Origin of the sequence: Bacillus sp. FSL H8-0516 (assembly GCF_038635285.1) — a bacterium.
GTDB lineage: Bacteria > Bacillota > Bacilli > Bacillales > Bacillaceae > Bacillus > Bacillus safensis.
On sequence record NZ_CP152051.1, the window covers coordinates 2,959,670 to 2,984,110 of the forward strand.

The 24,441-nt window shown below is 42.7% G+C and carries 23 protein-coding genes; 5 read left to right on the forward strand and 18 right to left on the reverse strand.

What is annotated here, in order from left to right; translation table 11 throughout:
• The first annotated feature begins 105 nt into the window (after window positions 1-105).
• From MHB67_RS15140 to MHB67_RS15155, 4 genes are read left to right on the forward strand one after another with little or no spacing between them, the layout of a single operon-like run.
• Entirely contained in the window at window positions 106-1,530 is a 1,425-nt protein-coding gene (locus tag MHB67_RS15140; protein WP_024423419.1) for a spore germination protein, read from the forward strand.
• Window positions 1,517-2,611: an endospore germination permease gene (locus MHB67_RS15145; protein ID WP_044331290.1), complete on the forward strand. Its 1,095-nt coding sequence runs from the start codon at window positions 1,517-1,519 to the stop codon at window positions 2,609-2,611. The genes MHB67_RS15140 and MHB67_RS15145 overlap by 14 nt, the downstream gene beginning before the upstream one ends.
• The gene (locus MHB67_RS15150) at window positions 2,608-3,729 is read left to right on the forward strand and encodes a Ger(x)C family spore germination protein (RefSeq protein WP_133744589.1); all 1,122 of its coding nucleotides are present in this window, start codon (window positions 2,608-2,610) and stop codon (window positions 3,727-3,729) included. The genes MHB67_RS15145 and MHB67_RS15150 overlap by 4 nt, the downstream gene beginning before the upstream one ends.
• 37 nt (window positions 3,730-3,766) lie before the next feature.
• Complete coding sequence (locus tag MHB67_RS15155) at window positions 3,767-4,135, forward strand: hypothetical protein (protein WP_041107739.1); 369 nt, start codon at window positions 3,767-3,769, stop codon at window positions 4,133-4,135.
• A gap of 42 nt (window positions 4,136-4,177) precedes the next feature.
• On the opposite strand, the gene MHB67_RS15160 is transcribed toward MHB67_RS15155, so the two are convergent.
• The 7 genes from MHB67_RS15160 to MHB67_RS15190 form a co-directional block, all read right to left on the reverse strand.
• A complete protein-coding gene (locus MHB67_RS15160) occupies window positions 4,178-4,813 on the reverse strand; it encodes a response regulator transcription factor (protein WP_024423423.1) in 636 nt (211 codons plus the stop codon).
• Window positions 4,810-5,874, reverse strand: a complete 1,065-nt coding sequence (gene liaS / locus MHB67_RS15165; RefSeq protein WP_024426016.1) for a two-component system sensor histidine kinase LiaS — start codon at window positions 5,872-5,874, stop codon at window positions 4,810-4,812. The genes MHB67_RS15160 and liaS overlap by 4 nt, the downstream gene beginning before the upstream one ends.
• Window positions 5,871-6,662 carry a cell wall-active antibiotics response protein LiaF gene (gene liaF, locus MHB67_RS15170; RefSeq protein ID WP_185853824.1) on the reverse strand — a complete coding sequence of 264 codons (792 nt, stop codon included), beginning with the start codon at window positions 6,660-6,662 and terminating at the stop codon, window positions 5,871-5,873. Before liaF ends, liaS begins: the two co-directional genes overlap by 4 nt.
• 3 nt (window positions 6,663-6,665) lie before the next feature.
• Entirely contained in the window at window positions 6,666-7,535 is an 870-nt protein-coding gene (locus tag MHB67_RS15175; protein ID WP_024423426.1) for a DUF4097 domain-containing protein, read from the reverse strand.
• 104 nt (window positions 7,536-7,639) lie between these two features.
• The gene (locus tag MHB67_RS15180; RefSeq protein ID WP_024423427.1) at window positions 7,640-8,308 is read right to left on the reverse strand and encodes a PspA/IM30 family protein; all 669 of its coding nucleotides are present in this window, start codon (window positions 8,306-8,308) and stop codon (window positions 7,640-7,642) included.
• 15 nt (window positions 8,309-8,323) lie between these two features.
• Entirely contained in the window at window positions 8,324-8,716 is a 393-nt protein-coding gene (locus MHB67_RS15185) for a membrane protein (protein WP_024423428.1), read from the reverse strand.
• A 162-nt stretch (window positions 8,717-8,878) separates the two neighbouring features.
• A complete protein-coding gene (locus tag MHB67_RS15190; RefSeq protein ID WP_024426020.1) occupies window positions 8,879-9,448 on the reverse strand; it encodes a cob(I)yrinic acid a,c-diamide adenosyltransferase in 570 nt (189 codons plus the stop codon).
• A gap of 189 nt (window positions 9,449-9,637) precedes the next feature.
• Between MHB67_RS15190 and MHB67_RS15195 the strand changes: the two genes are divergently transcribed.
• Window positions 9,638-10,384: a 3-oxoacyl-ACP reductase family protein gene (locus MHB67_RS15195; protein WP_024423430.1), complete on the forward strand. Its 747-nt coding sequence runs from the start codon at window positions 9,638-9,640 to the stop codon at window positions 10,382-10,384.
• A 16-nt stretch (window positions 10,385-10,400) separates the two neighbouring features.
• On the opposite strand, the gene pdxA is transcribed toward MHB67_RS15195, so the two are convergent.
• The 11 genes from pdxA to MHB67_RS15250 form a co-directional block, all read right to left on the reverse strand.
• Window positions 10,401-11,426 carry a 4-hydroxythreonine-4-phosphate dehydrogenase PdxA gene (gene pdxA / locus MHB67_RS15200; protein WP_025094125.1) on the reverse strand — a complete coding sequence of 342 codons (1,026 nt, stop codon included), beginning with the start codon at window positions 11,424-11,426 and terminating at the stop codon, window positions 10,401-10,403.
• Window positions 11,402-12,745, reverse strand: a complete 1,344-nt coding sequence (locus tag MHB67_RS15205; RefSeq protein WP_342492607.1) for a four-carbon acid sugar kinase family protein — start codon at window positions 12,743-12,745, stop codon at window positions 11,402-11,404. The genes pdxA and MHB67_RS15205 overlap by 25 nt, the downstream gene beginning before the upstream one ends.
• Window positions 12,746-12,770: 25 nt before the next feature.
• Window positions 12,771-14,552 (reverse strand): PrpR N-terminal domain-containing protein, encoded by a 1,782-nt coding sequence (locus MHB67_RS15210; RefSeq protein WP_342492608.1) that lies wholly within the window; start codon window positions 14,550-14,552, stop codon window positions 12,771-12,773.
• Between the two features lie 147 nt (window positions 14,553-14,699).
• A complete protein-coding gene (locus MHB67_RS15215) occupies window positions 14,700-15,875 on the reverse strand; it encodes an exo-alpha-sialidase (RefSeq protein WP_342492609.1) in 1,176 nt (391 codons plus the stop codon).
• Window positions 15,872-17,278, reverse strand: a complete 1,407-nt coding sequence (locus tag MHB67_RS15220) for a sodium:solute symporter family protein (RefSeq protein WP_024426026.1) — start codon at window positions 17,276-17,278, stop codon at window positions 15,872-15,874. The genes MHB67_RS15215 and MHB67_RS15220 overlap by 4 nt, the downstream gene beginning before the upstream one ends.
• Before the next feature lie 64 nt (window positions 17,279-17,342).
• On the reverse strand, window positions 17,343-18,515 hold the full coding sequence (locus tag MHB67_RS15225; protein ID WP_342492610.1) for an iron-containing alcohol dehydrogenase: 1,173 nt from the start codon (window positions 18,513-18,515) through the stop codon (window positions 17,343-17,345).
• 7 nt (window positions 18,516-18,522) lie between these two features.
• Complete coding sequence (gene dapA / locus MHB67_RS15230; RefSeq protein WP_044331316.1) at window positions 18,523-19,422, reverse strand: 4-hydroxy-tetrahydrodipicolinate synthase; 900 nt, start codon at window positions 19,420-19,422, stop codon at window positions 18,523-18,525.
• 179 nt (window positions 19,423-19,601) lie between these two features.
• Window positions 19,602-20,888 (reverse strand): heme ABC transporter ATP-binding protein, encoded by a 1,287-nt coding sequence (locus MHB67_RS15235; RefSeq protein ID WP_342492611.1) that lies wholly within the window; start codon window positions 20,886-20,888, stop codon window positions 19,602-19,604.
• Entirely contained in the window at window positions 20,885-21,943 is a 1,059-nt protein-coding gene (locus MHB67_RS15240; RefSeq protein ID WP_044331320.1) for an iron ABC transporter permease, read from the reverse strand. The genes MHB67_RS15235 and MHB67_RS15240 overlap by 4 nt, the downstream gene beginning before the upstream one ends.
• On the reverse strand, window positions 21,909-22,859 hold the full coding sequence (locus tag MHB67_RS15245) for an ABC transporter substrate-binding protein (RefSeq protein WP_342492612.1): 951 nt from the start codon (window positions 22,857-22,859) through the stop codon (window positions 21,909-21,911). The genes MHB67_RS15240 and MHB67_RS15245 overlap by 35 nt, the downstream gene beginning before the upstream one ends.
• A gap of 147 nt (window positions 22,860-23,006) precedes the next feature.
• Window positions 23,007-24,422 (reverse strand): glycoside hydrolase family 28 protein, encoded by a 1,416-nt coding sequence (locus MHB67_RS15250; RefSeq protein WP_122631907.1) that lies wholly within the window; start codon window positions 24,420-24,422, stop codon window positions 23,007-23,009.
• Window positions 24,423-24,441: the final 19 nt, after the last annotated feature.

Sequence of the window (24,441 nt, forward strand, 5' to 3'; positions counted from 1 at the left end):
CCTCCAAAACCCTCATTCTTTCTTTTACCACAAAATAATGTAACACAGAATATTGTTTTTTCAAGCAGGTAATGCTAAGAAAAAGATTTGAGGCGGGTGATCCGAATGAATCAGACTCCATTAAAAGAGCACTTATACGATAATCTCTCCGTCATTCTTCCGCAATTAAAGGAAATGGACGATTTGGTCCATGAGAAAAAAACGCTGCCTCACGGACAGGTGGTTTACTATTTATACATAAAAGAAATGAACGAAAAGATGGAGATTCAAACCTTTTTAAAGCTGCTTCTCCAAGATCATACGTCTCTCACAAAAGAGAAGTTAGAATCCAATTTATCGATGATGACCACACGTTCGGTGAAAACCTCTGAGGAATTGGTCGATGCGATTTTTGATGGGCATTGTGTTGTTCTGATTAACGGATTTCAGCATGCGTATATTTTAGAAACGCACGGAACAAAGAAACGCAGTATAGGGGATGCTACCTCTGAAACAGTTGTGAGAGGACCGAAAATTGGCTTTATTGAAGATTTAGATACGAACTTAGCTCTTGTAAGACAGCGCTTGAAAAACCCCGATCTAAAAACCGTCGACATGAAGATTGGTCAAAAAAAGTACACCCAAGTGACCATCATGTACATTGACGGTATGGCTCAATCGTCTGTTTTAAAAGAAGTGAAAAAACGACTCAAGCAAGTCACCATTGATGATATACAAGACTCCGGTGTTCTTGAGGAACTGATTGAAGACAATGTGTACTCGCCTTTCCCGCAAATACAAAACACAGAACGGCCGGATAAAGTGGCCTCTGCTTTAAATAATGGACGTGTCGCCATTTTTGTTGATCATTCTCCTTTTGTGTTAATTGTACCTGCTTCTCTCGCGACGATTATGCAATCACCTGATGATTATTATGAAAGATGGATCGCTGCCTCTCTCATTCGGATGCTGCGGTTTACCTCTATCTTTCTGACATTATTTTTATCAGCCATTTATATTGCACTTGTGTCCTTCCATCAAGGGCTTTTACCAACAACTCTTGCTATTTCAATCTCAAGCACTAGAGAAAATGTCCCCTTTCCGCCTATTGTGGAGGCACTGATCATGGAGATAACGATTGAGCTGCTGCGGGAAGCCGGTTTAAGGCTGCCAAATCCGCTCGGGCAAACGATTGGACTTGTAGGCGGAGTTGTCATCGGGCAGGCGGCCGTTCAGGCTCATATTGTGAGCTCGATCATGGTGATTATCGTCAGTGTGATTGCCCTCGCATCATTCACTGTCCCGCAATATGGGATGGGCATGTCGTTCCGCGTGCTCCGGTTTGTGTCCATGTTTACAGCAGCTACCTTTGGTTTATATGGGATTGTGCTGTTCATGCTCGTTCTCCTTACTCATTTAACACGGCAAAAAAGTTTTGGGACGCCTTATTTCTCACCAGATTTTGTGTTCAGCTATAAAAACGAAGACAATTCCATCATTCGATTGCCTTTAAAAAATCAAAAGAAAGGAGAACGATATGGTCAATCATAAAGAGTCGATCACCAGCTATCAGGCAAGTGCCATCATTGCCAATACAACATTAGGTGCAAGTATGATGATTCTGCCAAGAGCAATGGCTCAGGCTGCAGCTACACCTGACGGCTGGATTGCGCTCTTACTCATGAGTGGCATTTACATTGTATTTATTTTTGCGAATGTCCTTATGATGAAAAAAGTCCCCTTCTCCTCTTACTATGATTATACGAACGAGGGGCTTGGCAAGTGGATCGGTGCCCTTGCTAACCTGCTCATTATTATTTATTTTCTCGGCGTTGCCAGCTATGAAGTGCGGGCTATGTCGGAAATGGTGAAGTTTTTTTTGCTTCAAAACACTCCAGTAGCGGTGACAATGATCAGCTTTATTTTGGTCGGTCTTTATCTTGTCGTCGGCGGGATTGGTGATTTTGCCAGACTGTGCCCTTTTTTCCTCATTGTCACCCTAATTATCTTATTTATTGCTTACGGACTCAGTGTTCAAGAGTTTAAGTTAGATAACCTCCGGCCTGTTTTAGGCGAGGGCTTCTCCCCTGTCTTCAAATCCTTTAATGCATCAGCCATTTCGTTTGTCGGTATTGAAATGATGCTGTTTATGCCTGTCTATATGAACACGCAAAAACACACCTTTGCTTATGGCGCAATCGGCTTTTTGATTCCTGCGATCATTTATATATTCACCTATATTCTTGTCGTTGGTGCGTTCACGGTGAAAGAAACTGCGACGTTGACTTGGCCGACGATTGCTTTATTTCAATCGTTCGATATACAGGGGATCTTTATTGAGCGGATTGAATCTTTTTTGCTTATCGTTTGGCTTGTTCAGCTTTATACGAGCTTTGTAGGATATACGTTTTTTGCTGCAATGGGGGTATCCAAACTAACAAAATTACCCAAAAAAGTCGTACTCACGTTGATGGGAATTGTCATCTACTTTGCCGCCGTTTTCCCAAAGGATGTTGATACAGTGCGTGATTATTTAACCTATGTGAACAATTTATTTTTCCTTTTATTCGGCATTCTCCCGTTTCTCTTATTTATCATCGTATTTTTGAAAAGGAGGCGGAAAGCGGCATGAAAAAGAAAGTGGTTTTTGCATTAATGACCCTTGTTCTATTAAGTGGATGCTGGGATAGTACCAATATTGAGGAACTCAACATGGCGATTGGTTATGGCTTAGATAAAGGAGATGACGGTCATAAGCTTAAAATATCAATGCAAGTCCTTGTTCCTCAAAAAATTGAACAAGAATCCAGCGTAAAAGACCCAACAAAGATTATAGAAACGAGTGGTGATTCCGTACATCAAATATTCCGAACAACGACGCTCAAAAGTCACCGGATTTTCGCCCAGCAGCTGAGGGTGTATTTATTTTCTGAGGAACTTATCAATGAGAATAATTTCGACCTCGTCATTAATCAATTTATTCGCGACAATGAAACGCGGAGAGGAAGCCTCGTCTTTATGACCTCAGAAAAGCCTGGGGACTTGCTGAAAATCAATGACGATGGGCAGCCAGCTTCTTCTACATTATATGATATTTCTGGGAATACAAAATCGACCATACGTATGTTCAAGCCCGTTTCATTAGGAGATATTTCTTCTGCTATGCAAAACAACGTATCTTTTGCTGTTCCGAAAGTCGGTGTGGATCAAGGGAAATTAATACTCGATGGAGCCTCTATTATTAAGAACAGACGATTTCTCACCAGCATCTCTCCGTTAGCCGTGCAGTCATACAATCTGTTGACTGGGGACGGAAAAGGCGGAGTCATTGAATTTGAATATGATCACAGCATCTATTCGTTTGAGATTTTTAAACTGAAACATAACATTGAAACGAATAAAACAGCGAGCGGAAAATATCAATTTAATGTGTCAGTGGCGCTTGAAGGAAGGTTGTCTGAGGATTGGAATGAGCGTGAAAACTCATTTAATGAAAAGTATCTTCAAGAGATTGAGGGTGCAGTGGAGCGTCAATTAGAGAAAAACGTAAAAGATTTCATTGGGGAATTACAACATGAGATCAAAGCAGATATTTGCGGGTTTTCTCAAAAAGCGAGTATTGCGTATCCGAAGGACTTTCGAAAAGAAGCGAAGCATTGGGATGAAATTTTTAGTGAATCGGACATTCGTTACAAGGCAAATGTGAAAATCCGTGACTTCGGGACTAAGGGCGCAACACAATCTTTATAGAGTGTGTTAAAATGGTAAGAAAAAAAGGGTGTCAATCATGAAACGAGCTTTACTTTCGGCCGGCATTCTATTTTTGATTCTAGGGATACTTCTGTTAATCGTTGTATTCACGCAATCAAAAGAAGATTTCTTCATTGAAGCCGACAGCTTTTCAAGCACATTTTTGATCGTGGTTTATTATGGACAAACCCCTGCGCTCCTTCTGTTGGGAGGCGGTTTATTCGTCGGACTTTCACAGATCATTGATTTGCAGGAAAAAAAAGCGGCAGCAGCAAAGGAGAGCGTAAAGCTTTTATCCGAAATGAAGAAAACCCTGGAAGAAAAATCGGCCAAGGAGCAGGAGGCTTTTCCAGTTCCTGAGCTCCATCAACTATCCGAACGTCCGATCACAGGACAGAAGGACTAATTTTACGCATGTTCTAGCAGCTTTCACTTGAAAGCTGTTTTTTTATTGAATCAGCTTATGACGGTGCGCATACACAGCCGCTTGCGTTCGATCTTCCACATCAAGTTTGGAAAGAATGTTGGTAATATGGGTCTTCACCGTCTTAATTGTAATAAATAATTCCTCGGCAATGACCTTATTCGATTTCCCATCCGCAATCAGCTTCAAGATCTCCATTTCTCTTGCTGTTAATGAATCGTGAAGGATGGACCCATTTGATGAATGACGGAGTTTATTCATGACCTTTCCAGCCACTTTTGATTCAAGTCTTGGTTCACCGATACTTGCTGATCTGATGGCATCAGCAATTTCTCCTGCCTTGGATGTTTTTAATAAATAGCTTAGAGCACCCGCCTCAATCACCGGATAGACTTTATCATCGTCAATAAAGCTCGTCAGAACGATAATCTTGGCATCTTCAATTTCCTGACAAATTCTTTTCGTTGCTTCGATGCCATCCATCCCTTCCATGACAAGATCCATTAAAATCACATCTGGCTTTAACTCAACGGCTAGCTCTACACCTTTTTGTCCATCTGACGCTTCACCAATGACTTCAATATCAGCCTGCGCCTCTAAAAAGGCCGCAAGACCCATTCTCACCATTTCGTGATCGTCGATTAAAAGCACTCGAATCATCGAACGTTCTCTCCTTTTCCTTCATCAAAAATGGGGACCTTCACATCAATTTGTGTGCCTTTTCCCTCAAATGACATAATCTCTGCGACACCGCCTACTTCACTTGTTCTCTCTCGAATCGATTCAAGTCCGTAGGAGGCTGTCTTCACATGATCTGTTTGAAAGCCGATACCATTATCAATAATCTTTAGCTGCACTTGCCGGTTTCTTATGAGCAGGCGCACAGTTACCTTTGTCGCCTTTGCATGCCTAAATACATTAGACAGGGCTTCTTGCACAATTCGGAAGAGGTGGTCCTCTACTCCTTTAGATAACGGAACATCATCTTCGATTTCCCAATCAATATCAATCGGCTGCTTTGCTTGGAATTCATTTAGCAGCTCAATTAAGCCTTTTTTCAGGTCTTTTCCTTCTAGCGTGATCGGTCTTAGGTGAAGCAGAAGAGCACGCATCTCATTTTGTGCATCGCCAGCCATTCGTTCGACAAGCTGCATTTGCTTTAATATCTTTTCGTCCTTTTCCTTCATGCCTTCAAGAATAGCTGAAGTCATCATTGAAATCGCAAATAACTGCTGACTGACCGCATCATGGAGCTCTCGTGCAAGCCGCTGCCGCTCTTCTGAGACGACCGATTTCTTCATTTGAACCTGCCATTCAGCCCGTTCATTTGAAAGCTTTTGCAAAGAGGCTACTTGCCCTTCGACCCGCTTCGCCATTTCATTTAATTGATCGGCGGCTAAGCCAATTTCATCGTCGCCAAGAGACGGCAGTCTATATGCAAAGTTTCCATTTTCAAATTTCAAAATCGACTCAACAAGCTGATCGAGGCGTTTCTTATGCTGATAGCCAAATACACTCCCGGCAGAAATCCCAATCGCAAGACTAACGATGAGTAAAATACAAAAAAACGGTATGCCAAACCAGCGGGTAGAAAGCAGGATCATTGGATCAAGCTGATAATAAAAAAACATCGGCAGGGTCGTCATCGTCACAACACCGAGCGAGATACCGACGCCAAGACGAACAGATTGCCACTGGAGACCTAAATGCAATTTCCTCATAAGTATCTCACATCCACATCTCCGATCAGCAGAGAGATGGAGATTTTCACTTTTCGTTTGCTCTCATCGTAATCGTTGGTCATCACGTACACTTTACTGCCGAACCCGCTTCTTTTTTCATCTATGATTTTCATATCACCAATCGCGGCGGAAGCACTCACACATACTTCAATATCCTGCGGTACGTAAATATCCACATCTCCAATCAGCCCGCTAATCACGATCGTACTCTCTTCTTCTGCGATGATCGCCTTTGATAAATCGATTTTAACATCGCCAATAAAACCTGAAATCGTCAAATCACTTAATTGAAACGGCTTTTTCATCAGCCTGACTTCACCAATAAAAAAGTCATGCTCTTTGCGCGGCTTTGTCTGGCTTTTTGTTTTCTTCTGATCGCTCTTTTTTTCAAGATTGACTTTCAGTGAAGGCTTCCCGTCGTCTGATGTTTCCTTTTTATCGACATCAAAAACAGGTTTATTTTTCAATAAGCGGTAGCCGGCATAAATCAAAAAGGCCGCAAATAGGTAACCTGTTAAACTAAATGTAATATTGAGCAGAAATTTTAAGAAGAGAAAGCCGGCAAAAATATAGGAAACTGAACCGAGCCAACGTTTGGATCGTGAGTGCAGCCAATAACCCGCCAGCGCAAAAAACACAGGCCAAAACAAATCTGCTCCGATCCCAATAATTTTGAGAAATAAATTAATACCAAATATCACAACAATGATGCCTAAAATTTGATTCCTTGTAAAACGCAGTTGACTCGCCTCCTTCCTTTCTTTCATTCATTACCGCAGCTTGAGGTTACCACTTGTCATTTCAATATCGACTACATGTGTCCCTTTTCCCCGCGTACCTGTAAAGCCTCGACCTTCACTATCCACTTGATCAAAGTCATACGAGTGATCGACGCTTCCACTTGTTTTTTTCACCTGAACGTTGAAATCTCCGTCATCTGGCAAATTAAATTTCGCACTCCCTGATGTCATATGAAAGGAGACAGGTGACTCAATTGTATCAAAACTTGCTGTCAATCGGCCGCTTGTCATGCCCAATTGCAGCTCGCCTTTGACATCATTAATATCGGCACGCCCTGAAGTTGCCCCAATATCACTATCCTTCGCATCAATGTGCGACACTGCCAGTCTGCCAGAGGTTGCTTTGATTTCTACATTTTTTGCTGAGAAATTCTCAGCTGTGAGGTTTCCGCTCGTTGATTTAAGTATCACATCTTGAAGGGACAGCTTTCCTTCTCCGTCAATCTCACTGACGCCGCTTCCACCCGTAATCTTCACATTTTTATGATAATCTGTTGGAATTTTAACTAAAAGCTCTCCTTTTTCAAATTGAGTAAAAAACAAGAAGCTTTTATTTTCAGCACGAATTTTGAACGTACCGCCTGTTTGCTCCGCATACATTTTCCCTTTTCCATTGACAGCAGTCACCGAGATATCGGAACGATTTTCAGGTTTTACCTTCACGCGAAACCCAGAAAGAGAAATATCTAATTGATCAATCTCCTCTTTTTTCGCTGAAGCTGTTGTCACTGGTTTTTCACGGGAAAAACTTAAATGAAAGAGATTTTCATTTTTGAAAAGCATGCCAATCATTAAAAAGATACCTACAAGTATACAAATTAGACCGATTAATCGCTTCATTTATACCATCCCTTTATCTTCTGACCTTTTCATTATAAGGAAAAGCGAAACAGAAAGAAATCAAATATCGGAAGAAAAAGCCTGCTTTTCTTCCGATTTGACCTCTATACGTTTGCTTGCTGCTGTTCAGGCTTTTTCTCAAGCTTCAGCTTCTGCCATTCTTTTTCAACCTCATCGGCGTAGTCTAAATGAGCGTATGCCCCTTGATCTGCAAATTGTGCATAGCTGCCTGCTTTTGTTTCCATTTCTTCAATACGGTTCTCCATTCGAAGAAACTCTTTATATGCACTTTCACTGTCTACTTTATTGATGGAATCATTCATATGCTGCTTTGCCTGTGCGGCATTGGCTCTTGCAATCAGTGCCTGCTTCTTGTCTTTTATATCACGCAGCTTCGTTTCTAAGTGCTGCAATTGCTCTTTCAGCTCTTTCAATTGTTTCACAGATTGCTGGTAGGCTTCCTGGTATTCGTTGTGCTTTTCTTCAAAATACTTCATTTCTGTGAGCGCTTTTCGTGCAAGCTCCTCTTCTCCCGCATGATATGCCAGCTCGGCCTGTTTCTTTCGCTTTTCAGCAAATGCTTCCGTCTCTTCTGCTTTTCGCAGGAAGCCTTGCTGAATCGTTTGCTGTTTGATGATGGCATGTTTCGCTTTCGCAACATCATCCTCCATATCACGAACGTATTGATTCAGCATGACACGCGGATTCTCCAATTTATCTAAACCTTCATTGACAGTTGCAACAAACATATCTCTTACTCTTCTTAATACCATTTGATATTCCTCCCTTTATTTTTTCTTTAAAAAGTCTTCCCATTCTTGATCAAAAGACGTATGAATCGGTTCTTCCGTATTAGGTGCCGTGTTTGGCTCCATATAGGCTCTGCTTGATGATTTTTCGGTAGATTCACCATTGATCATCGACCAGCCAAAATAAAGAAGTACCCCTGCAAATGCGATGCCGAGTATAAACGGCAGAAATTGCACGACGATCAGTACACCAATGACTGCTAGAATGACACCTAAGGTTGTACTGCTTTTTTCGTATTTTTTAACACCTACATAGATGAGCCCTGCACCAATCAAAACCGGGATCAGCCCACCTAATGAACCACCAAAGAAGATGGATAAACCGACAAACAATAAAATTGAACCGATAATGGTTTTACTTGTTATTTTCATCTTCATGCCTCCTTTCTTGCTCCTTGCTTTAACTATAATCAAAAAAGAAAGCCGGCAAAACGTGTCACAGATTGATCTTTGATTGCGACTAGAGTCGTAACAATGCTCAGACTAAGAAGCAGAACCTAATAAAAAAGCACTCTTCTATGAAGAGTGCTTTCCTTATTTAGAACGAAACACATCGGCACTTCGTTCATATTCAACATCAGCTTCACCAAGCCGATAATTCACAATTCGAGCGGCTGCAAATAAATAATCGGATAGACGGTTTACGTATGAGAGAGCAACGGCTGGAATCTCCTCCTGTTTTGCAAGCGTCACAATATGCCTCTCGGCTCTTCTGACGACTGTCCGCGCTACATGTAAGAGAGCAGCGCCTTCCTGACCACCCGGTAAAATAAACTTAGTAAGCGGCTCAGCCTCTTCTACATAGACATCCATTCTTTCCTCAAGGACTGTCACAGAGGCTTCTGTTAATTTGCCTTCTTTACGTGGTTTGACTGCTGCCAAATCACCCCCGCAGTCAAACAGCTCATGCTGTATAACGATCAGCTCTGACAAAAGGTCCGGAAACAATTCGCCATGCTGCCGTAATTTTGCATGCGCGAGTCCAATAAAGCTATTCGCCTCATCTAACGTACCATACGCCTCTACTCTCACATCATCTTTATCGGCTCTTCCTCCGATCAAGCCTGTTTGGCCCTGATCCCCGGTTTTCGTATAAAGTTTCAACGGTTTGCCCCCTTTTCTACTGCTTTGTCCTTTTAGTATAACCTGAAGTTAAAAAGATGTATTTGTTTTATTATGAAACACTTTTACTGAAAATCACTCCAAACCCCTTATATATGTTGAATGATGAAACACCACGTTTTATAATGAATGAAAGCGCTTTTTAATTATGAGAGATGGGGTGGGATGTACGTGAGTTTACAAAATAAAGTAGCAATCATTACAGGTGCAAGCAGAGGAATTGGCCGCGCCATTGCAGAGGCACTTGCCTGCGAAGGAGTGCGCGTCGTTCTCAATGGAACGAACGACATGCTGCTGCAAGAGGTTTGCTCCTCACTGAATAAAAAAGAGAAACGAGCCGTTTATGTTGCTGGTGATGCTAGTTTACCAGAGACAGCCTCTTCACTCGTGGAGCAAGCGAAAACACATTTTGGACAGATTGATCTGCTGGTCAACAATGCTGGGATCAATTTACGAAAATCAACAGTCGAGACATCCCTTGATGAGTGGAAACGATTAATTGATATTAATTTGACCGGCACGTTCCTCATGTGCCAAGCGGTCATTCCTGACATGATCAAACAACAAGGCGGAAAGATTATTAATATGAGTTCTACAACTGGCAAAACCCCTCATCACAATGCATCACCTGCATACGGTGCATCAAAGGCAGGCATCAATTATTTAACCATGCATCTTGCCAAAGAATTAGCAGAACACCACATTCATGTGAATGCTGTCTGCCCTGGTCCAATTGAAACAGACATGAGCAAACAGTGGAGCGATGAATACCGGCGTTCGGTTTTAGATAGAATTCCTTTGAAAACGATTGGAACACCAGAACAAGTCGCAAATGTTGTGACATTTTTAGCTTCTGACCAGTCGGATTTTATCACAGGAGAAACCATCAATATGAATGGCGGAACGTATATGAACTAGAAAAAAAGAGCCTCTCTTAGAGGCTCTTTTTCTTTTCATATTGATTTTCTCTCGTACCAGAAAGCATGATGGCCTGTCTAATAGCTTCTTCCATGCTCGCAGAATCAGCTTTTCCTGTTCCTGCGATATCAAATGCTGTCCCATGATCGACACTTGTACGGATAATCGGCAGTCCAACTGTAATGTTTACACCCGACTCTAAGCCAAGCACCTTAATCGGTCCGTGCCCTTGATCATGATACATCGCCACAACGATATCAAAGTCACCTCTTACTGCCCTAAAGAACAAGGTATCAGCAGGCAGCGGCCCAAATACTTGAATCCCTTCTTCCTGCGCTAGTTCAACCGCTGGGATGATCTTCTCCTCTTCTTCTCCGTTCCCAAACAACCCATTCTCCCCAGCGTGCGGGTTAATCCCGCATACAGCGATTTTAGGAGCAGAGATCCCAGAACGGACGAGTGTATCATGTGCCAGCTTAATCGTCGTGTATACACGCTCAGGATTAATCTTTAAAATGGCATCCATTAATCCAATATGTGTGGTGACATGAACTACCTTTAAGTTAGGGGCCGCCAGCATCATCGCATAATCTTCTGTACCTGTCAGGTCAGCTAAAATTTCTGTATGTCCTGGATACATATGACCTGCCTTATGAAGTGCTTCTTTGTTTAGCGGCGCTGTGCAAATGCCGTCAATTCTACGGTCATTTGCAAGACTAATGGCTTTTTCAAGATATCGGAAAGCAGCATTTCCTGCTTCTTTTGATATGTCCCCAATTGGAATCTCGTTCGTTAAGAGCTTAAGGTCTAAGCACGGAACTGCTCCGGCTTTCACCTGCTCCGCTTCCTCTGGTTCTTTGATACTTACAATCTCCACATCTGTATTCACAAAGTCTTTTGCCCTATTTAATATACTGGTATCTCCGATCACAAATAGAACGGCTTCTTCATGTAAACGCGTTTGCTGAAAAGCTTTTAAAATAATTTCAGGACCAACACCAGCCGCATCTCCCATCGTTACAGCAATGATTGGTTTTGACATTCGACTTCCCCCTCTATCTTTTTCAGCACTTCTACCGCGTGGAGTACTGAATTTTTTTGACCGTAAGCTCCTGCTTTCGTAACCGCATATAAATTCGTATCAACGAGCTGACCGAGCGGGATGCCAGGTTCAATTTCTTTCAGCAGCCGAATACCTCCTGCTCCAAGCTCTTGGCAAATCGCCCGCGCTGTATCTCCACCAGTTAGGAAAAGTCGTCTCATTCCTGATAATGTGACAATGTCTTTTGTGATCATTCCAAGAAAGACGGACAAAGCACTTCCAACCTCTTGTCTTGACAGCCCTTTCTTTTCTCCGTAAACCAGCATCTTTTCAACCATCTCTGGCCGTGCATCTGTGTAAAGGAGAATATCTTCGTTCTGACGCTTACGCAGTTGATCGAGAACTGATTTTCGTTCCCATGCTTCACGGCCGTTTAATACATTCAGCGGGTTCACTTTTATCTCAAAACAATCGTGAGTTTCTCTTAAATAAGCAAACTGCTCATTTGTTTTTTGAGAGGCACTTCCAGATACGATGAGGACAGGTCTCTGTTTTTTAAGGCGAGAAGTATTTCTATGTTTAGCGACATATGCCGATAATGCACCAGCTAGTCCCGCTGAACCGACCCATAGTATTCTTTTATCCATCTTCATAAACACTTCCACAATCCGCCCTAAATCATCACTTGTTTCTGCATCACACACAAACCATTGGTGACCATGCTTCAATAAGGATGATACCTCATCACTCGTTACTTTTAGCTCTTCGCCGATTGTTTGTTGAGAAAGGTTTTTTGGTCTGACGTTCGTCTGCTCCTCAATTAAATCTGATATGCTGGATGTCAAAACTGGTGTTTTCGGATCCTTTGCTGCCTCTGACAGATGAACAGGCACTCCTTCCACATAATGTATGCCATTATTGGTTGCTCTTTGTGCATCTGGGTAGGCAGGTGCGATAACCGCCGCATCAAATAGGCCAATATCCATTAGTGCTTGCAGTTCAATTCCTATATTGCCTCTTAATGTTGAATCTATTTTTTTAAAGAAAAGGTGCGATTCATCTTGGAGAAATGGCTGCACCATTTGGCTGACCTCATGGTAGGCGTTCTCTGAAGACATACTTCGTGAATCGGTATCCACAATCAGCACATCCTCTTTATACCTGTCAATGCTTTCAAATGACGGCTGAAACAGGACAGAGGCTGTGAAGCCCGCTTTGACAAATTGAACACCTGTATCGTTGGCACCTGTCAAATCATCCGCCACAATGATTACCTTTTGCTCTAGTTTCGCTCCTTTTTTTAATAGATCGTTTGTCATTTAGACACCTCGGCCTCATTACATATTATTCCTTTAGCTTTCTCCATAGCGTCGTACGATTGATATTCAACCGCTTTGCCGCCTTTGATTGATTCATATTTTCTTCTTCCAGCACCGTTTTGATAATCCGTCTTTCAATTTCATCAAGCGTTCCATTCAAATAGCTGGACAGCTGTTTTTCTTCATTTTCAAAAGCAAGCTGATCAATTGCTGCCTTTGCCTTATTCAACGTGATATATCCACTTTTTGTCGTCAGCACAAGCTCCTCAATGATCCGCTTGAACTGCCTGACATTTTCTCTGAATTTCTGGTGTTGAAAGGCTTCAATCACATCTGCTGACAGCCCAACCACCTGCGTCCCGTAAAGGGAATTTAGTTCCGCAATAAATAACCTGCTCATGTCCTCAATATCTTCTGGCCGTTCAGATAACGGAGGGACATGAATTGTGAGCTCCTGTAAGCCTGTATATAATTCCTCACAAAACGCTCCAGATTGCATCAATTTGAACAAATCCACTTGAGACGCAGCCATCCAGCGAATATTCTGATGATGATGCATCTGCCCTGCAATGAGCTGCTGTATATCCATTGGAACGCTCTCAATATCCTTTAGAAACATCGTCCCTTTTTGATGCAGAGGGATTGATTTTAAATCTTCCGGTTCTATCAAACGTCTGCAATGTACCGTCGTAAAGCTCTCATCTTTCCTCTCGCTCATTTGATGGATGGCAAATGCAAGGCTTGATTTACCAGTTCCTTGTTCACCATACAGGCAAATCGAGCGCTCCGTTTGGCTAAACGCTTTTGCCCTTTTGATCACATCTTTCATTTTCGGGCTCTGTTCTGTAAAAAGAGCAAATGGATGTTCTGAATGAATAGGCGACGCAAGCGTCCAAATACGATGACCTTCTTGATTCATCACAGCCGAAGGCCTTTCAATCGTGACAAGCAACTCGCCTTTCGATAGCATGCTTCCTTTGACATGCCACACTTGTTGCTGATGAGATATTTGAGAATAACCATTTTGTTTCCCTTCTCGAATCGCCTTTAGTGCCGGTTCAAGTGCTGGACACCATGTAATCACATCGGCATGAGAAGTAGATGGAGCAAATAATCCTTTTTCTGTCCATTGTTTCATTTGTTGATTCATAAAATGAAGTTTGTTGTGTGGATCGACGATCAGCATGCCTTTTGGCTCTTGATCAATCATTTCACGAAAAAGACGCTGTTCAGCTGTCGCCTCTTTATATAAACGATACATTTGTTTTGCTTGATGAAATGCTTCTTTGACCGATTCACGACCTGATGTAATGAGCATACTCTGCATTCCCAGCTCTTTAGCCGCTTTATCTGTAATGACATCTCCAAGCACAACCTGTGTCCCTTGATCTTGTAATTGTTTTAAGAGATCCCATACCTCTTCCTCTTGCTGCACTGTGTAAATATCAATTTTAATTCCGTATAATTCCCCAATGGTGCGGACACCTTGAGTGATATTTTCAAAACCCACGACCGCTTTTTTACCTTGATAATCTTTTATCAGCGTTAAGGCACGAAGCAAGTCGTACCCTGACACGGGGATATCCACTACTGGGATGTTCACATGTTTTTGAATGAGCGCAGCTGTTCCGCCCCGGCTCATAATGATATCCATCCCTTGAGCTTCTGCTTGTTCTGCGAGAGCAACCCCAGACCGAAGATCTCCGACTACAAGCTGGAATGTGATATTTTTTTCTTCTTTGGCAAGGTCGATTAACACATCTCCCAACCCTTTATACGGCGCAACACCTAACACTTTGATATTCATGAAAAGGACCCCCATTTTTTATCTCTTCATCATGAGACATACCTTGAGGGAGTCCAGCCGATAGAAAATGGGGACAACCCTCCAAACATCAATTATAAATGAAGCAAATGAGGGTTACAATTCACCAGAAGCAGGGCCCTCTTGCAGTTAAGAAGTGCGATTGACCCATTCTTCTGTCACACACACATATTTGATCGCCTGCCGATAATACGTAAACGCAATATGCAGCTTCCCGTTTTTTCCTTCCGTGATGGATGGATAAGAATACTCTCGATTTAGTTTATCCTTTGAATTGTTTGTCATCGCATATCCATCACCCACTTCAAGGTTACGTCTGATAGGCCATGTATGACCATTATCCTCAGAGAGCGCCAAAGTCATTGGTGCACGCGGTGTTCCCCAAAACGCTGGACGTGCTTCTGTATCAACCGCCGTGCGCGTATCGCCTTCATCCTCAATTTCATCGTATAAAGAAGCTCTTCTTTCTGTTTGCTCATCCGCATTGATATGATTATAGACTAGGGCAAGATGCCCATTTTGGAGCACTGTAAATTGAATGGATGAATTATTATTGGGCAGCTCCGTCGCCTTTGGCTCAGACCATGTCCGTCCATGATCGACGGAACGGCTGATATAAATCGAATCAGCAAACCGGCTTCTAAAGAGGGCTATGAGGGACCCGTCTGCACACTTTCCAATATTCATATGAACACAGCCCGTGCTGTTTGGTACAATGACCTCCTCCCATGTCTTTCCTTGGTCGGATGAAATTTTCACAGCACTGACATCCCGGTTCCCTGTCCATTTGACGCCTGGAATGGTCTTACAATAGAAGACGGGCAGCAGCCAATCTTGATTATCCAGTACAACAATCGGCTGCCGTATAAACGTACCCGGCTGTTCAAACAAAGTATCAATCTCACCCCATGTCTCACCTCTATCCTCTGATAGCCGGTATCGCACGATGGCGGTATCTTGATTCCCAGATAGCTGCGCGGTATACAGCAGCCATAGCCTGCCATTTTCCTCTTGAAACAGAACTGGATTTTGTTCAGAGCGTGCAGGATCTTTAGATAACTTCACTGGCTTTGTCCACTTGTTACTTCCCCGTTTGAGTCTCGACATATAGATTGAGATATCAGGTATTCCCTCCTGCGTTCCGCCAAACCAAACACATAATACATCTCCATTATCCAGCTCAAGTAGATTGGCCGCATGATTTTGCACACAGTCTGTTGGCAGAAAGGCTTCTTTTCTCTCTGTATCTTGTTCATTTTGTCGCAAAATTCCATCTATTTTCATCACAGTCTCTTCATTTGTCATGACAATTCTCCTTTCAATGATTGATCCTTTTTAGCAGGCGGACTGATAAGTCGATCGATTACCAACACAAGGAAAGGAATGATAATGGCAATATACATATTATCGATACCGAACGGATTATCGAGTAAATACCAAACCGTCGTGGTAACACCTGAAGCAGCAAGGCCAATGGTCGCCCCTCTATTTGAATTAAAGTATGGCAAGTAAAAGCCCATTGCTGCTACAACGGCAATCGATGTTCGAAGCGCCCTTGTAAAAAAGGAAAGGGACAGCAGCTCTGGCGCAAGTGCCACTCCGACAAGAGGCACAATTCCAACGAGTACAGCCACATACCTCGTGATTTTCATTCTCTGCTCTGGTGTTGGATTCATTTTCGGTACATAAAAATCATCCATAATTAAGGTTGTCGTCGCAAGCGCGACCGTCGACACACCGACAAAGATGGATGCCACAAGCGATGTTGCCACAATGGCACTCAAAATTGGATTCATATGCTGTAAAAAGACAGGGAAGGCATAAATAGGATCAATGTCTGGATACAAATAATGTGCAGCTACACCGATCACACCAATCGCAACGGCGAGCGGCAAACAAAGCAGAGCTGCATAAAGTGTCGATTTCTTTGCCTCACGCTCACTTTTCGACGAGGTGATTGCTTGAATAATAAACTGCGTAGCAAAGATGGCGCCCATGTTTCCTATAAACCAAGCTCCAATTGTCCCCCAACCAATTGTCCCGTCCCATGTAAAGAAATGATCAGGCATCGTTTGTTTCATCGGTTCAAAGCCTTTTGTTAAATAAAGGGCTACCCCTAGTGTAATTAAAATTCCCGCATACTTCACGATCGAATGAAGGATCGTGACCCATGCTACCCCTTTCATTCCTCCGAATGTAAAATAAAATGTACTCACAACGGCCGTAATGATCGCACAGGTCATTAAAGGAAGCCCTAAAATGGATGCAATAGCAGCTGACCCACTTAAATAGTTTCCTAGATTCACAAGCAGTAATGCAGCAATCATAATAACAGAAACAACTAGCTTCGTTGATTTTCCAAACTTCTGATCGATAATACCTGAAATGGTGTACTGCCCTGTTCGATAAAACTTGCCTACTAAGAAAAATGAAAAAATAAAAAAGGCGATAGCGACGGTCACAATAGACCATGAAGCAGAAAGCCCATGCGTAAAGGCAGATTCTGCAGTTCCAACAGTGGATTTCGTTCCAATGAATTCACTCATGAGCAAGATACCGACTACAATGGCTGGAAGTGACTTAGCAGCATTGTTAAATTCTGAATTGGATTTACTGCGGAAACGCATCGTCAGCCAAGTCGTAAATAGTATATAGAGAATAATGACGATCAAAATAAATGTGATGACAGAACTGCTTAAGACATTCATTTAAAATCCCCCTTTGTGTGCAAGCCGTGTGAAGCAACTTCTCATGTCCCATCCCAATGAAGCATTAAGCGTCAAGCAGTTTCATGTATACCTGTTCAATTTCGGAAACAGACATTGGCTTTGGATTGTTGTCCATTAATCTCTTCACCTCTGAAGCTGCTTGAGCAAGTGCCGGTACATCCTCCTTCGACACGCCAAAAGCTTTGAGCTGCTGTGGAATGTGTAAATCCGCTGTCCATTCTTCAATTTGATGAATCACACGATCTGCAAGCTCCTGCTTTGTGTGAGCTCCCGCTAGTCCTATTACTCTTGCCACATGTTCAAGCCGATCATTGATATGATCTGCATTAAAAGCAGTGACATGCGGAAGCAGCATGGAATTAGCAACACCATGAGAAATCTTGTATTTCCCCCCTAATGGATAAGCCATGGCGTGAACAGCCGCAGTTCCGGCACTTGTAAGCGCCATTCCCCCATACATAGCACCAACAAGCATATTTTCTCTTGCCTTCATATGATCCCCGTGATGATACGCTTCCTGAATACTTCCTGAAATCAGCCGCATCGATTCCAAGGCAAACATGTCACTGAATGGATTGGCTTTATTTGAAATATAAGATTCAAGCGCATGCGTAAAAGCATCCATACCCGTAGCTGCGGTAATAGATTTCGGCAAGTTGAGAGTAAGTGCAGGATCTAAGATGACAAGGTCTGGCAAAAGATGCGGACTAACCATTCCAATTTTCAGTTCCTTTTCTGGAAAAGTCACAATTGCATTTGGTGTCACCTCAGATCCCGTACCAGAAGTTGTCGGAATTAGAATCGTCGGCACTCCCCTTTTTTCCACAAGGTTTGTGCCAACGAGAGCAGAAATCGGCTGATCGTTTGTCTTAAGAACAGCTAGAATTTTTGCAGCATCAAGGACACTCCCGCCACCAATGCCAATAATGGCGTCATGCTCTCCTTTTAAAAAGGTGTGGAATACGCCCTCGATATTTTCTTCTGTTGGTTCAGGTTTGATTTCTGTACTTATCTCACTTGCTATCCCCTTTTTCGCAAGTTCTCTTTTGATGTGATCTGCATAACCAAGTGATACGATAGATGGCTGCGTTAATATAAAAATGGATGTGAGTCCGCTAAGTCCTAAACTATCTAATTTCTCCCCAAGAAGGTCTAAAGAACCTGCGCCAGATACAATGTGTAATGCCGTCTGAAAGTGATAATGCGTGATCGTCATCTCTTCACTACTCCTTTGCCGCTTTTCCTTGTTTGCGATAGTCTTCAACCATTTGTGCCACAGCTTCCAATGCCTCACCTGACAGCTCTTTTACAGGGCTTCTGGGCGGGCCAACCGGAATTCCATAAAGCTCTGCTGCCTTTTTCAAAGGTGCTGGTAATGTCCCTAAACCGAATGTTGCTCTTAATGGCTGCAGCTGCTTCTGGAAGTGCTCACTTTCGTCAAGCTTCCCTTTTTGAAAAGATTCATAGAGTCCAACGACAGTTTCAGGCAGTACATTTGCAGTTGCTGCGACCGCCCCTGCTCCGCCGAGTTTCAATGTCTCCAAAATGAGTGAGTCTGTACCTGCAAGAACAACAAAATCTTCATCTTTTGTGACATCCAAATATGCCTTGATATTTTCAATGTTTCCACTGCTATCTTTAATACCTAGCACATTCGGCAGTGCACTGAGCCGCGCAACCGTCTCTGGTGCTAGAGATACGCCTGTTCTCGATGGAATGTTATAAAGCAGAATCGGGATATTCACATTCTCAGATATGTGGCGAAAGTGCTCATACAGCTCTTCTTGGGTTGGTGCAACAAAGTAAGGTGTAATGATAGACAGAACATCTACCCCTCGATCTGCCAGTTTGTTTGACAGTCTGATGGTTGCCTCCGTACTATTCTCACCTGCTCCAATGAATACCGGCACTCGTCTGCCAACAGCCTTCACGACAGTTTCAGCAATTTGAAGCTTTTCTTCCTCTGAAAACAAGTGAAACTCTCCATTTGTGCCTAAAGCAAAGATGCCGTGTACACCTGACTCGATCAAATGATTCACTAATTGCGTTGCCACTTCGGGATGAAAATGTTCTTCCTCAGTAAGCGGTGTCAAAATAGCTGGTATAATCCCTTGAATGTTCAAATGATCCTCCCTTTCTTATATGTTGCATTTTTAAACATATTATAAATTAAGCGCTTTCACATTATTTATTATAAAATTATTTTGATTTATTTAGCAACACTTTTTTGATTTTTCACTATAATCTGTCCATTTCTTATACAGCTGTTGATGTTTTCAACAAAAAAGTGAACCATTTTGGTTCACTTTTGAATGACATTCAACGTTTGAAGAAGCCCTTGTACCTTTTGTCCTAATCTTTCGTGTAAATGGTCAGCATCTTCCGTTTCTTGCGTATTGGGTGCAGCGATGCACAGATGATGGATCGGATAACTTGTTTCTTGCTTGATGATGTGCATAAGCTGCCCCATGAGCTGAACAGCTGCGCCATCTGCTAAAGATCGTTTTAGGATAAGCCAAATGGTCAACGCTTCCTGCTGAAGTATGCCGTAAAGGATCATATCGTCTTCGTCGTCTTCTGAGGCAAATTGTGCTAATCTGTTAGCTTGCTCGAAAAACAGCATATCTTCAGCTGACTCTAGCTGCTCATGAAGCGTCTTCGTCCCCGTTCCAATAGACCTTTTCCAAAAGAACCCGCCGTTTTTCTTATGTGAGGAAAGGATGCGAAGAGGCTGATTAATGGAAAACGTCATTCCTTCTGAGCCATATGTCCTCCAGCCATCCGCTATGTTTACAATTGATGCTTTAGAAGAGGCTGCAGGCTCAACCATCAGCTGAGGGTTTGCCCTAAATGGATGCTGGAGCGGTGTCACATTTGTTTCATACACACGGTTGATTCGTTCAGTGGTCAAGACGTCATGCGGCATTCCTAACATGTCAGTCTTTCCTTCATGAAGCAGCAGCAGCCGATCACAATACAAACTGGCGATGTTCACATCATGAAATACACCAATGACCGTTAATCTAGAGGAAGTCGTTTCTTCTTTAATTAAATCAAGCAAATCTTTTTGATAGGCTAAATCAAGAAAGCTGGTTGGTTCATCCAACAATAAATATTCAGGCTGCTGCGCCAATGCCTGTGCCAAATACACACGTTGCTGTTCCCCTCCGCTTAACTCATGGATGGATTGATTCTTAAACTGTGCAACACCCGTTTGTTCCATGACTTTGCTGACGACCTGCACATCTTCTTGCGTGACAGATTGCAGCCACCCTTTTTGATATGGATAACGACCAAATTGGACGGTTTCTTCCACCGTAAATGAAAAAGCTTGGTCCGTTTTCTGCGGCAGAACTGCCATTTTTTGCGCAAGTGCCTTGGGCTGATAGGATTGAACAAGGTGACCGTCGAGGCGTACTTCACCGCTCTTAGGTGATAAAATTCCTGCCATCATTTTAAGCAGGGTCGTCTTACCGCTCCCGTTTGGGCCGAGTATACCGAGAAATTCTCCTTGCTTTACTTCAAGACTAATGCCACGAATGACCTCTTTCTCTCCATATCCACCTCTGATTTCTTTCACTTGAATCATATGTGCGTCCCCCCTCTATATTTACGAATGAGGATGATGCCAAATACAGGTGCACCAATTAACGCAGTAATGATGCCAATCGGTAATTCAGTCGGCTCGATGATGGTACGGGATAACACATCTGCTAATACAAGAAAGGAAGCACCGTTCAGCATAGACAAAGGCAGCAGATGTCGATGGTCCGTGATAGTTAAGAGGCGGATAAAATGCGGAATCACAAGTCCTACAAAACCGATCGTCCCTGATACCGCAACTGCACTTCCGGTCAGGATCGAGCCCGCCAGCAGCACAATATATTTGCTCCTTTTCACATGTACACCTAATAACTTTGCCTTCTCCTCGCCATACGTCATCACATTCAAATCTCGCCCCATCAACATTAACGCAAAGGTCCCAATAAGAAAGAAAGGAAGAAAAAGCACAATATAACGCCAGCCCCTCATGGACACACTGCCAAGCAGCCAATGAATGATCTCTTTTAGATCATCACCTGTTAAAGCAATCATCAATGAAATGAGCGCACCCAAAAAAGAGCTGAAAATTACTCCTGTCAAAATTAAAGAAGAAATGCTCATCCCCCGATGAACAAGACGCGCAAAAAAGAGAACGAGACAGAGGGTCACAAGCGCTGTTGTCATACTCAATAATGGCAGTGTGAAACTGCCAAAAAGCGGGAGCTGCAAGCTGAAAAACAGGGTCGCTACGGCTCCAACTGATGCCCCTTGAGATACCCCCAGCGTATAAGGGTCAGCAAGAGGATTTTTTAATAAACCTTGAAAAGCTGCACCAGATAACGCAAGTGCTGCTCCGACTAATGCCGCTAATATGACCCTTGGCAGCCGAATGTTCATCATAATATTGCGATCGATGGAATCAATGGTTCCAAACTGCACGCCGAATAGTTCATGAACAAATATACGAAGAATAGAAGGAATGGGAATCCCTAAGCTTCCAAAGGAGATTCCCATTCCAATGCTCATCACAAGAAGTAAAACACTTAGTGTATATGCGATGGTCAATTTATTTGAACGTATCAGGATAGACGTTTTTCGCAAGAGCCTCGACTCCTTCAACCAATCGCGGTCCCGGTCTTGATGCGAGATCCGTATTCAATTGAAAGACTTGTTTTTCTTTCACTGCTTTCATTGCATTCCAGCCGTCTCTTTTTTTCAAATCAGCTAAGCTGGAACCATCAATTGTCACGATGACATCAGGATTTCGCTTGATAATCGATTCTTCCGTCATTTGCACCCAGCCAGTTTGATCGCCTGCAGCATTTTTGGCATGGATAACAGAAAGCATTTCATCCATAAATGTATTTTTACCAGTTGTATAGATTTCAGGTGCACCTGACACTTCGACAAAGACTGTTTTTTGCTTATCTTTCGAAATCCCCTCTGCTTGTTTCTTGATGTCATTCAGCTTTGTTTTCATTTTGTCTACAAGCTTTGTTGATGCTTCTTTCACGCCAGCTGCTTCACCGATCATATTGATTGATTTGTACACATCCTTAAAGGACGTTGCATCATTTACAGTCAGCACTTGGATCCCTGCATCTTCAAGCTGTTTAAATCCATGTTTTGATCCCATCTGAGATGCATGTGCTAAGACAAGATCTGGCTTTAAGGAAATGACCTTCTCGACATTGAATTCAAGTCCGCCAATCTTCTCTACCTTTTCGACTTCCTTTGGATAATTGTCAAAGTCTGATCGTCCAACCATTTTATCTCCAAGACCGAGTGCATAAGCAACTTCCGTATTACTTGGAATTAACGAAACAATTCGTTTAGGCTGTTCTTTGATTTCAACTGTTTTGCCAGCTGCATCTTTTATTGATACTGGAAATGCCGCAGTGGCCGTTTCTTTATTTTGTGACTCTTTTGCTTTGTGATCTGTCTCAGCGCCTGCACATCCTGCTAAAACACCCATCACAAGCAATAACGATAGCCAAATAGCTGTTAACTTTTTCATGAGTGAACCCCCTGTTTATGTACTGCTTAACGAAATCTCTTTCGTCAATTCTTTTCTAATTTCGGGAATATTATACTACAGTGCAGATAGGTTGTATATGTGATTTCTAAAAGCATCTTTTCTGTTCCTAAAACAAAAAAACAGCCTCTAAAAAGACTGTTTTTCACTCTTCAATGAATTGATTTGTTCTCCATTGATGACGACTTTCTGAAAAGCAGGAGAAACGGCATGCTCTAAAGATAAGGGATACGCCACATCATCTATGACACAATCTTTCATTTTAAAATGTGTCACAGGAGAATGTGCGTATGCGGCTATTTTCACACCATATCGCCCGCCGCTGCTTTTGAGTCCTTCCACTTCAATATGACGTACAACAGGACGATGCGGACCAACATCTCCTTCCTCATACATCATGTCGATACAGACCACTTCATGCTTTAGACTTTTCACTGTATTGTTTTTAAAATAAATATGTTCAATGGTACCGCCTCTGACAGAGTTGGTTTTAATACGCAGTGCTCGGTCAAGGTTCGGACTGTCCATGACATTATTTTCTGCATAAACATACTTTACCCCGCCAGAGATCTCGCTCCCGATCGTCACACCGCCGTGTCCATCCCGCATCTCATTTCTACGAATGACAATGTTTTCAGATGGAATCCCTATTCTCCGTCCATCCTCGTTTCTGCCCGATTTGATGGCAATACAATCATCTCCGTTATCAAAATAACAATCTTCAATGAGCACATTCCGGCAAGATTCCGGATTGACACCATCTGTGTTTGGTCCATGCCCAATGATTTTAACGCCGCGGACGATGACGTTATTACTTAACACAGGATGAATTTGCCACATCGGTGAATCCTTCACTGTCACTCCTTCGATTAGCACATGCTGACATTGGTATGGCTGAATAAAGCTTGACCTTAAATAATGACCTTCTCCAAATACCCTTTCTTCTACCGGTATTCTCTTTTCCGCCATTTCAAACAAAAGCTGGCGATCCCGATCCTGAGAGGGCTGGCCATTTGTCCCATACTTCCAAGGCCACCAATGATGCTCATCCCCTCTGCCATCAAGCGTTCCTGCTCCCGTAATAGCGATATTTTCTGCATGGTGTGCATAAATGAGAGGTGAATAATTATAAAGTTCAACCCCTTCATATCTTGTCAGTACAAGAGGCAAGTAATCCTTTGGGTCTTGGCTGAATGTCACATAGGCTTTCTCATGCAGATGAAGTTCTACATTGCTTTTCAATTCTAAAGCACCTGTCATAAATCTCCCTGCTGGGATCAGCACCCGCCCCCCTTTCAACCGGTGCGCATCATCAATGGCAGACTGAATAGCATTTGTTGAAAGCTCTTGCCCTTCCGCATCTGCTCCATAATGCACCACATTCAATTCACGATCTGGGAACTGCGGTGCTTTTATCTGCTTTAGCACTTGATCAATTCCGTTTACTTTTTTATCTTTCTTCCCTTGCTTTGCTAAACGAGCAATTCCAACTCCAGTTAGTACCGTTCCTGCTGTGATATACATCAAATCCCGTTTTTTAGACACGTACTCATCCCCCAGTCGA

What these genes read in the sequence shown, in the direction of transcription:
- MHB67_RS15140 (WP_024423419.1), top strand. Translation starts at nt 106, where the DNA reads ATGAATCAGACTCCATTAAAAGAGCACTTATACGATAATCTCTCCGTC.
- MHB67_RS15145 (WP_044331290.1), top strand. Translation starts at nt 1,517, where the DNA reads ATGGTCAATCATAAAGAGTCGATCACCAGCTATCAGGCAAGTGCCATC.
- MHB67_RS15150 (WP_133744589.1), top strand. Translation starts at nt 2,608, where the DNA reads ATGAAAAAGAAAGTGGTTTTTGCATTAATGACCCTTGTTCTATTAAGT.
- MHB67_RS15155 (WP_041107739.1), top strand. Translation starts at nt 3,767, where the DNA reads ATGAAACGAGCTTTACTTTCGGCCGGCATTCTATTTTTGATTCTAGGG.
- MHB67_RS15160 (WP_024423423.1), bottom strand. Translation starts at nt 4,813, where the DNA reads ATGATTCGAGTGCTTTTAATCGACGATCACGAAATGGTGAGAATGGGT.
- liaS (WP_024426016.1), bottom strand. Translation starts at nt 5,874, where the DNA reads ATGAGGAAATTGCATTTAGGTCTCCAGTGGCAATCTGTTCGTCTTGGC.
- liaF (WP_185853824.1), bottom strand. Translation starts at nt 6,662, where the DNA reads ATGAAAGAAAGGAAGGAGGCGAGTCAACTGCGTTTTACAAGGAATCAA.
- MHB67_RS15175 (WP_024423426.1), bottom strand. Translation starts at nt 7,535, where the DNA reads ATGAAGCGATTAATCGGTCTAATTTGTATACTTGTAGGTATCTTTTTA.
- MHB67_RS15180 (WP_024423427.1), bottom strand. Translation starts at nt 8,308, where the DNA reads ATGGTATTAAGAAGAGTAAGAGATATGTTTGTTGCAACTGTCAATGAA.
- MHB67_RS15185 (WP_024423428.1), bottom strand. Translation starts at nt 8,716, where the DNA reads ATGAAAATAACAAGTAAAACCATTATCGGTTCAATTTTATTGTTTGTC.
- pdxA (WP_025094125.1), bottom strand. Translation starts at nt 11,426, where the DNA reads ATGTCAAAACCAATCATTGCTGTAACGATGGGAGATGCGGCTGGTGTT.
- MHB67_RS15205 (WP_342492607.1), bottom strand. Translation starts at nt 12,745, where the DNA reads ATGACAAACGATCTATTAAAAAAAGGAGCGAAACTAGAGCAAAAGGTA.
- MHB67_RS15210 (WP_342492608.1), bottom strand. Translation starts at nt 14,552, where the DNA reads ATGAATATCAAAGTGTTAGGTGTTGCGCCGTATAAAGGGTTGGGAGAT.
- MHB67_RS15215 (WP_342492609.1), bottom strand. Translation starts at nt 15,875, where the DNA reads ATGACAAATGAAGAGACTGTGATGAAAATAGATGGAATTTTGCGACAA.
- MHB67_RS15220 (WP_024426026.1), bottom strand. Translation starts at nt 17,278, where the DNA reads ATGAATGTCTTAAGCAGTTCTGTCATCACATTTATTTTGATCGTCATT.
- MHB67_RS15225 (WP_342492610.1), bottom strand. Translation starts at nt 18,515, where the DNA reads ATGACGATCACGCATTATCACTTTCAGACGGCATTACACATTGTATCT.
- MHB67_RS15235 (WP_342492611.1), bottom strand. Translation starts at nt 20,888, where the DNA reads ATGATTCAAGTGAAAGAAATCAGAGGTGGATATGGAGAGAAAGAGGTC.
- MHB67_RS15245 (WP_342492612.1), bottom strand. Translation starts at nt 22,859, where the DNA reads ATGAAAAAGTTAACAGCTATTTGGCTATCGTTATTGCTTGTGATGGGT.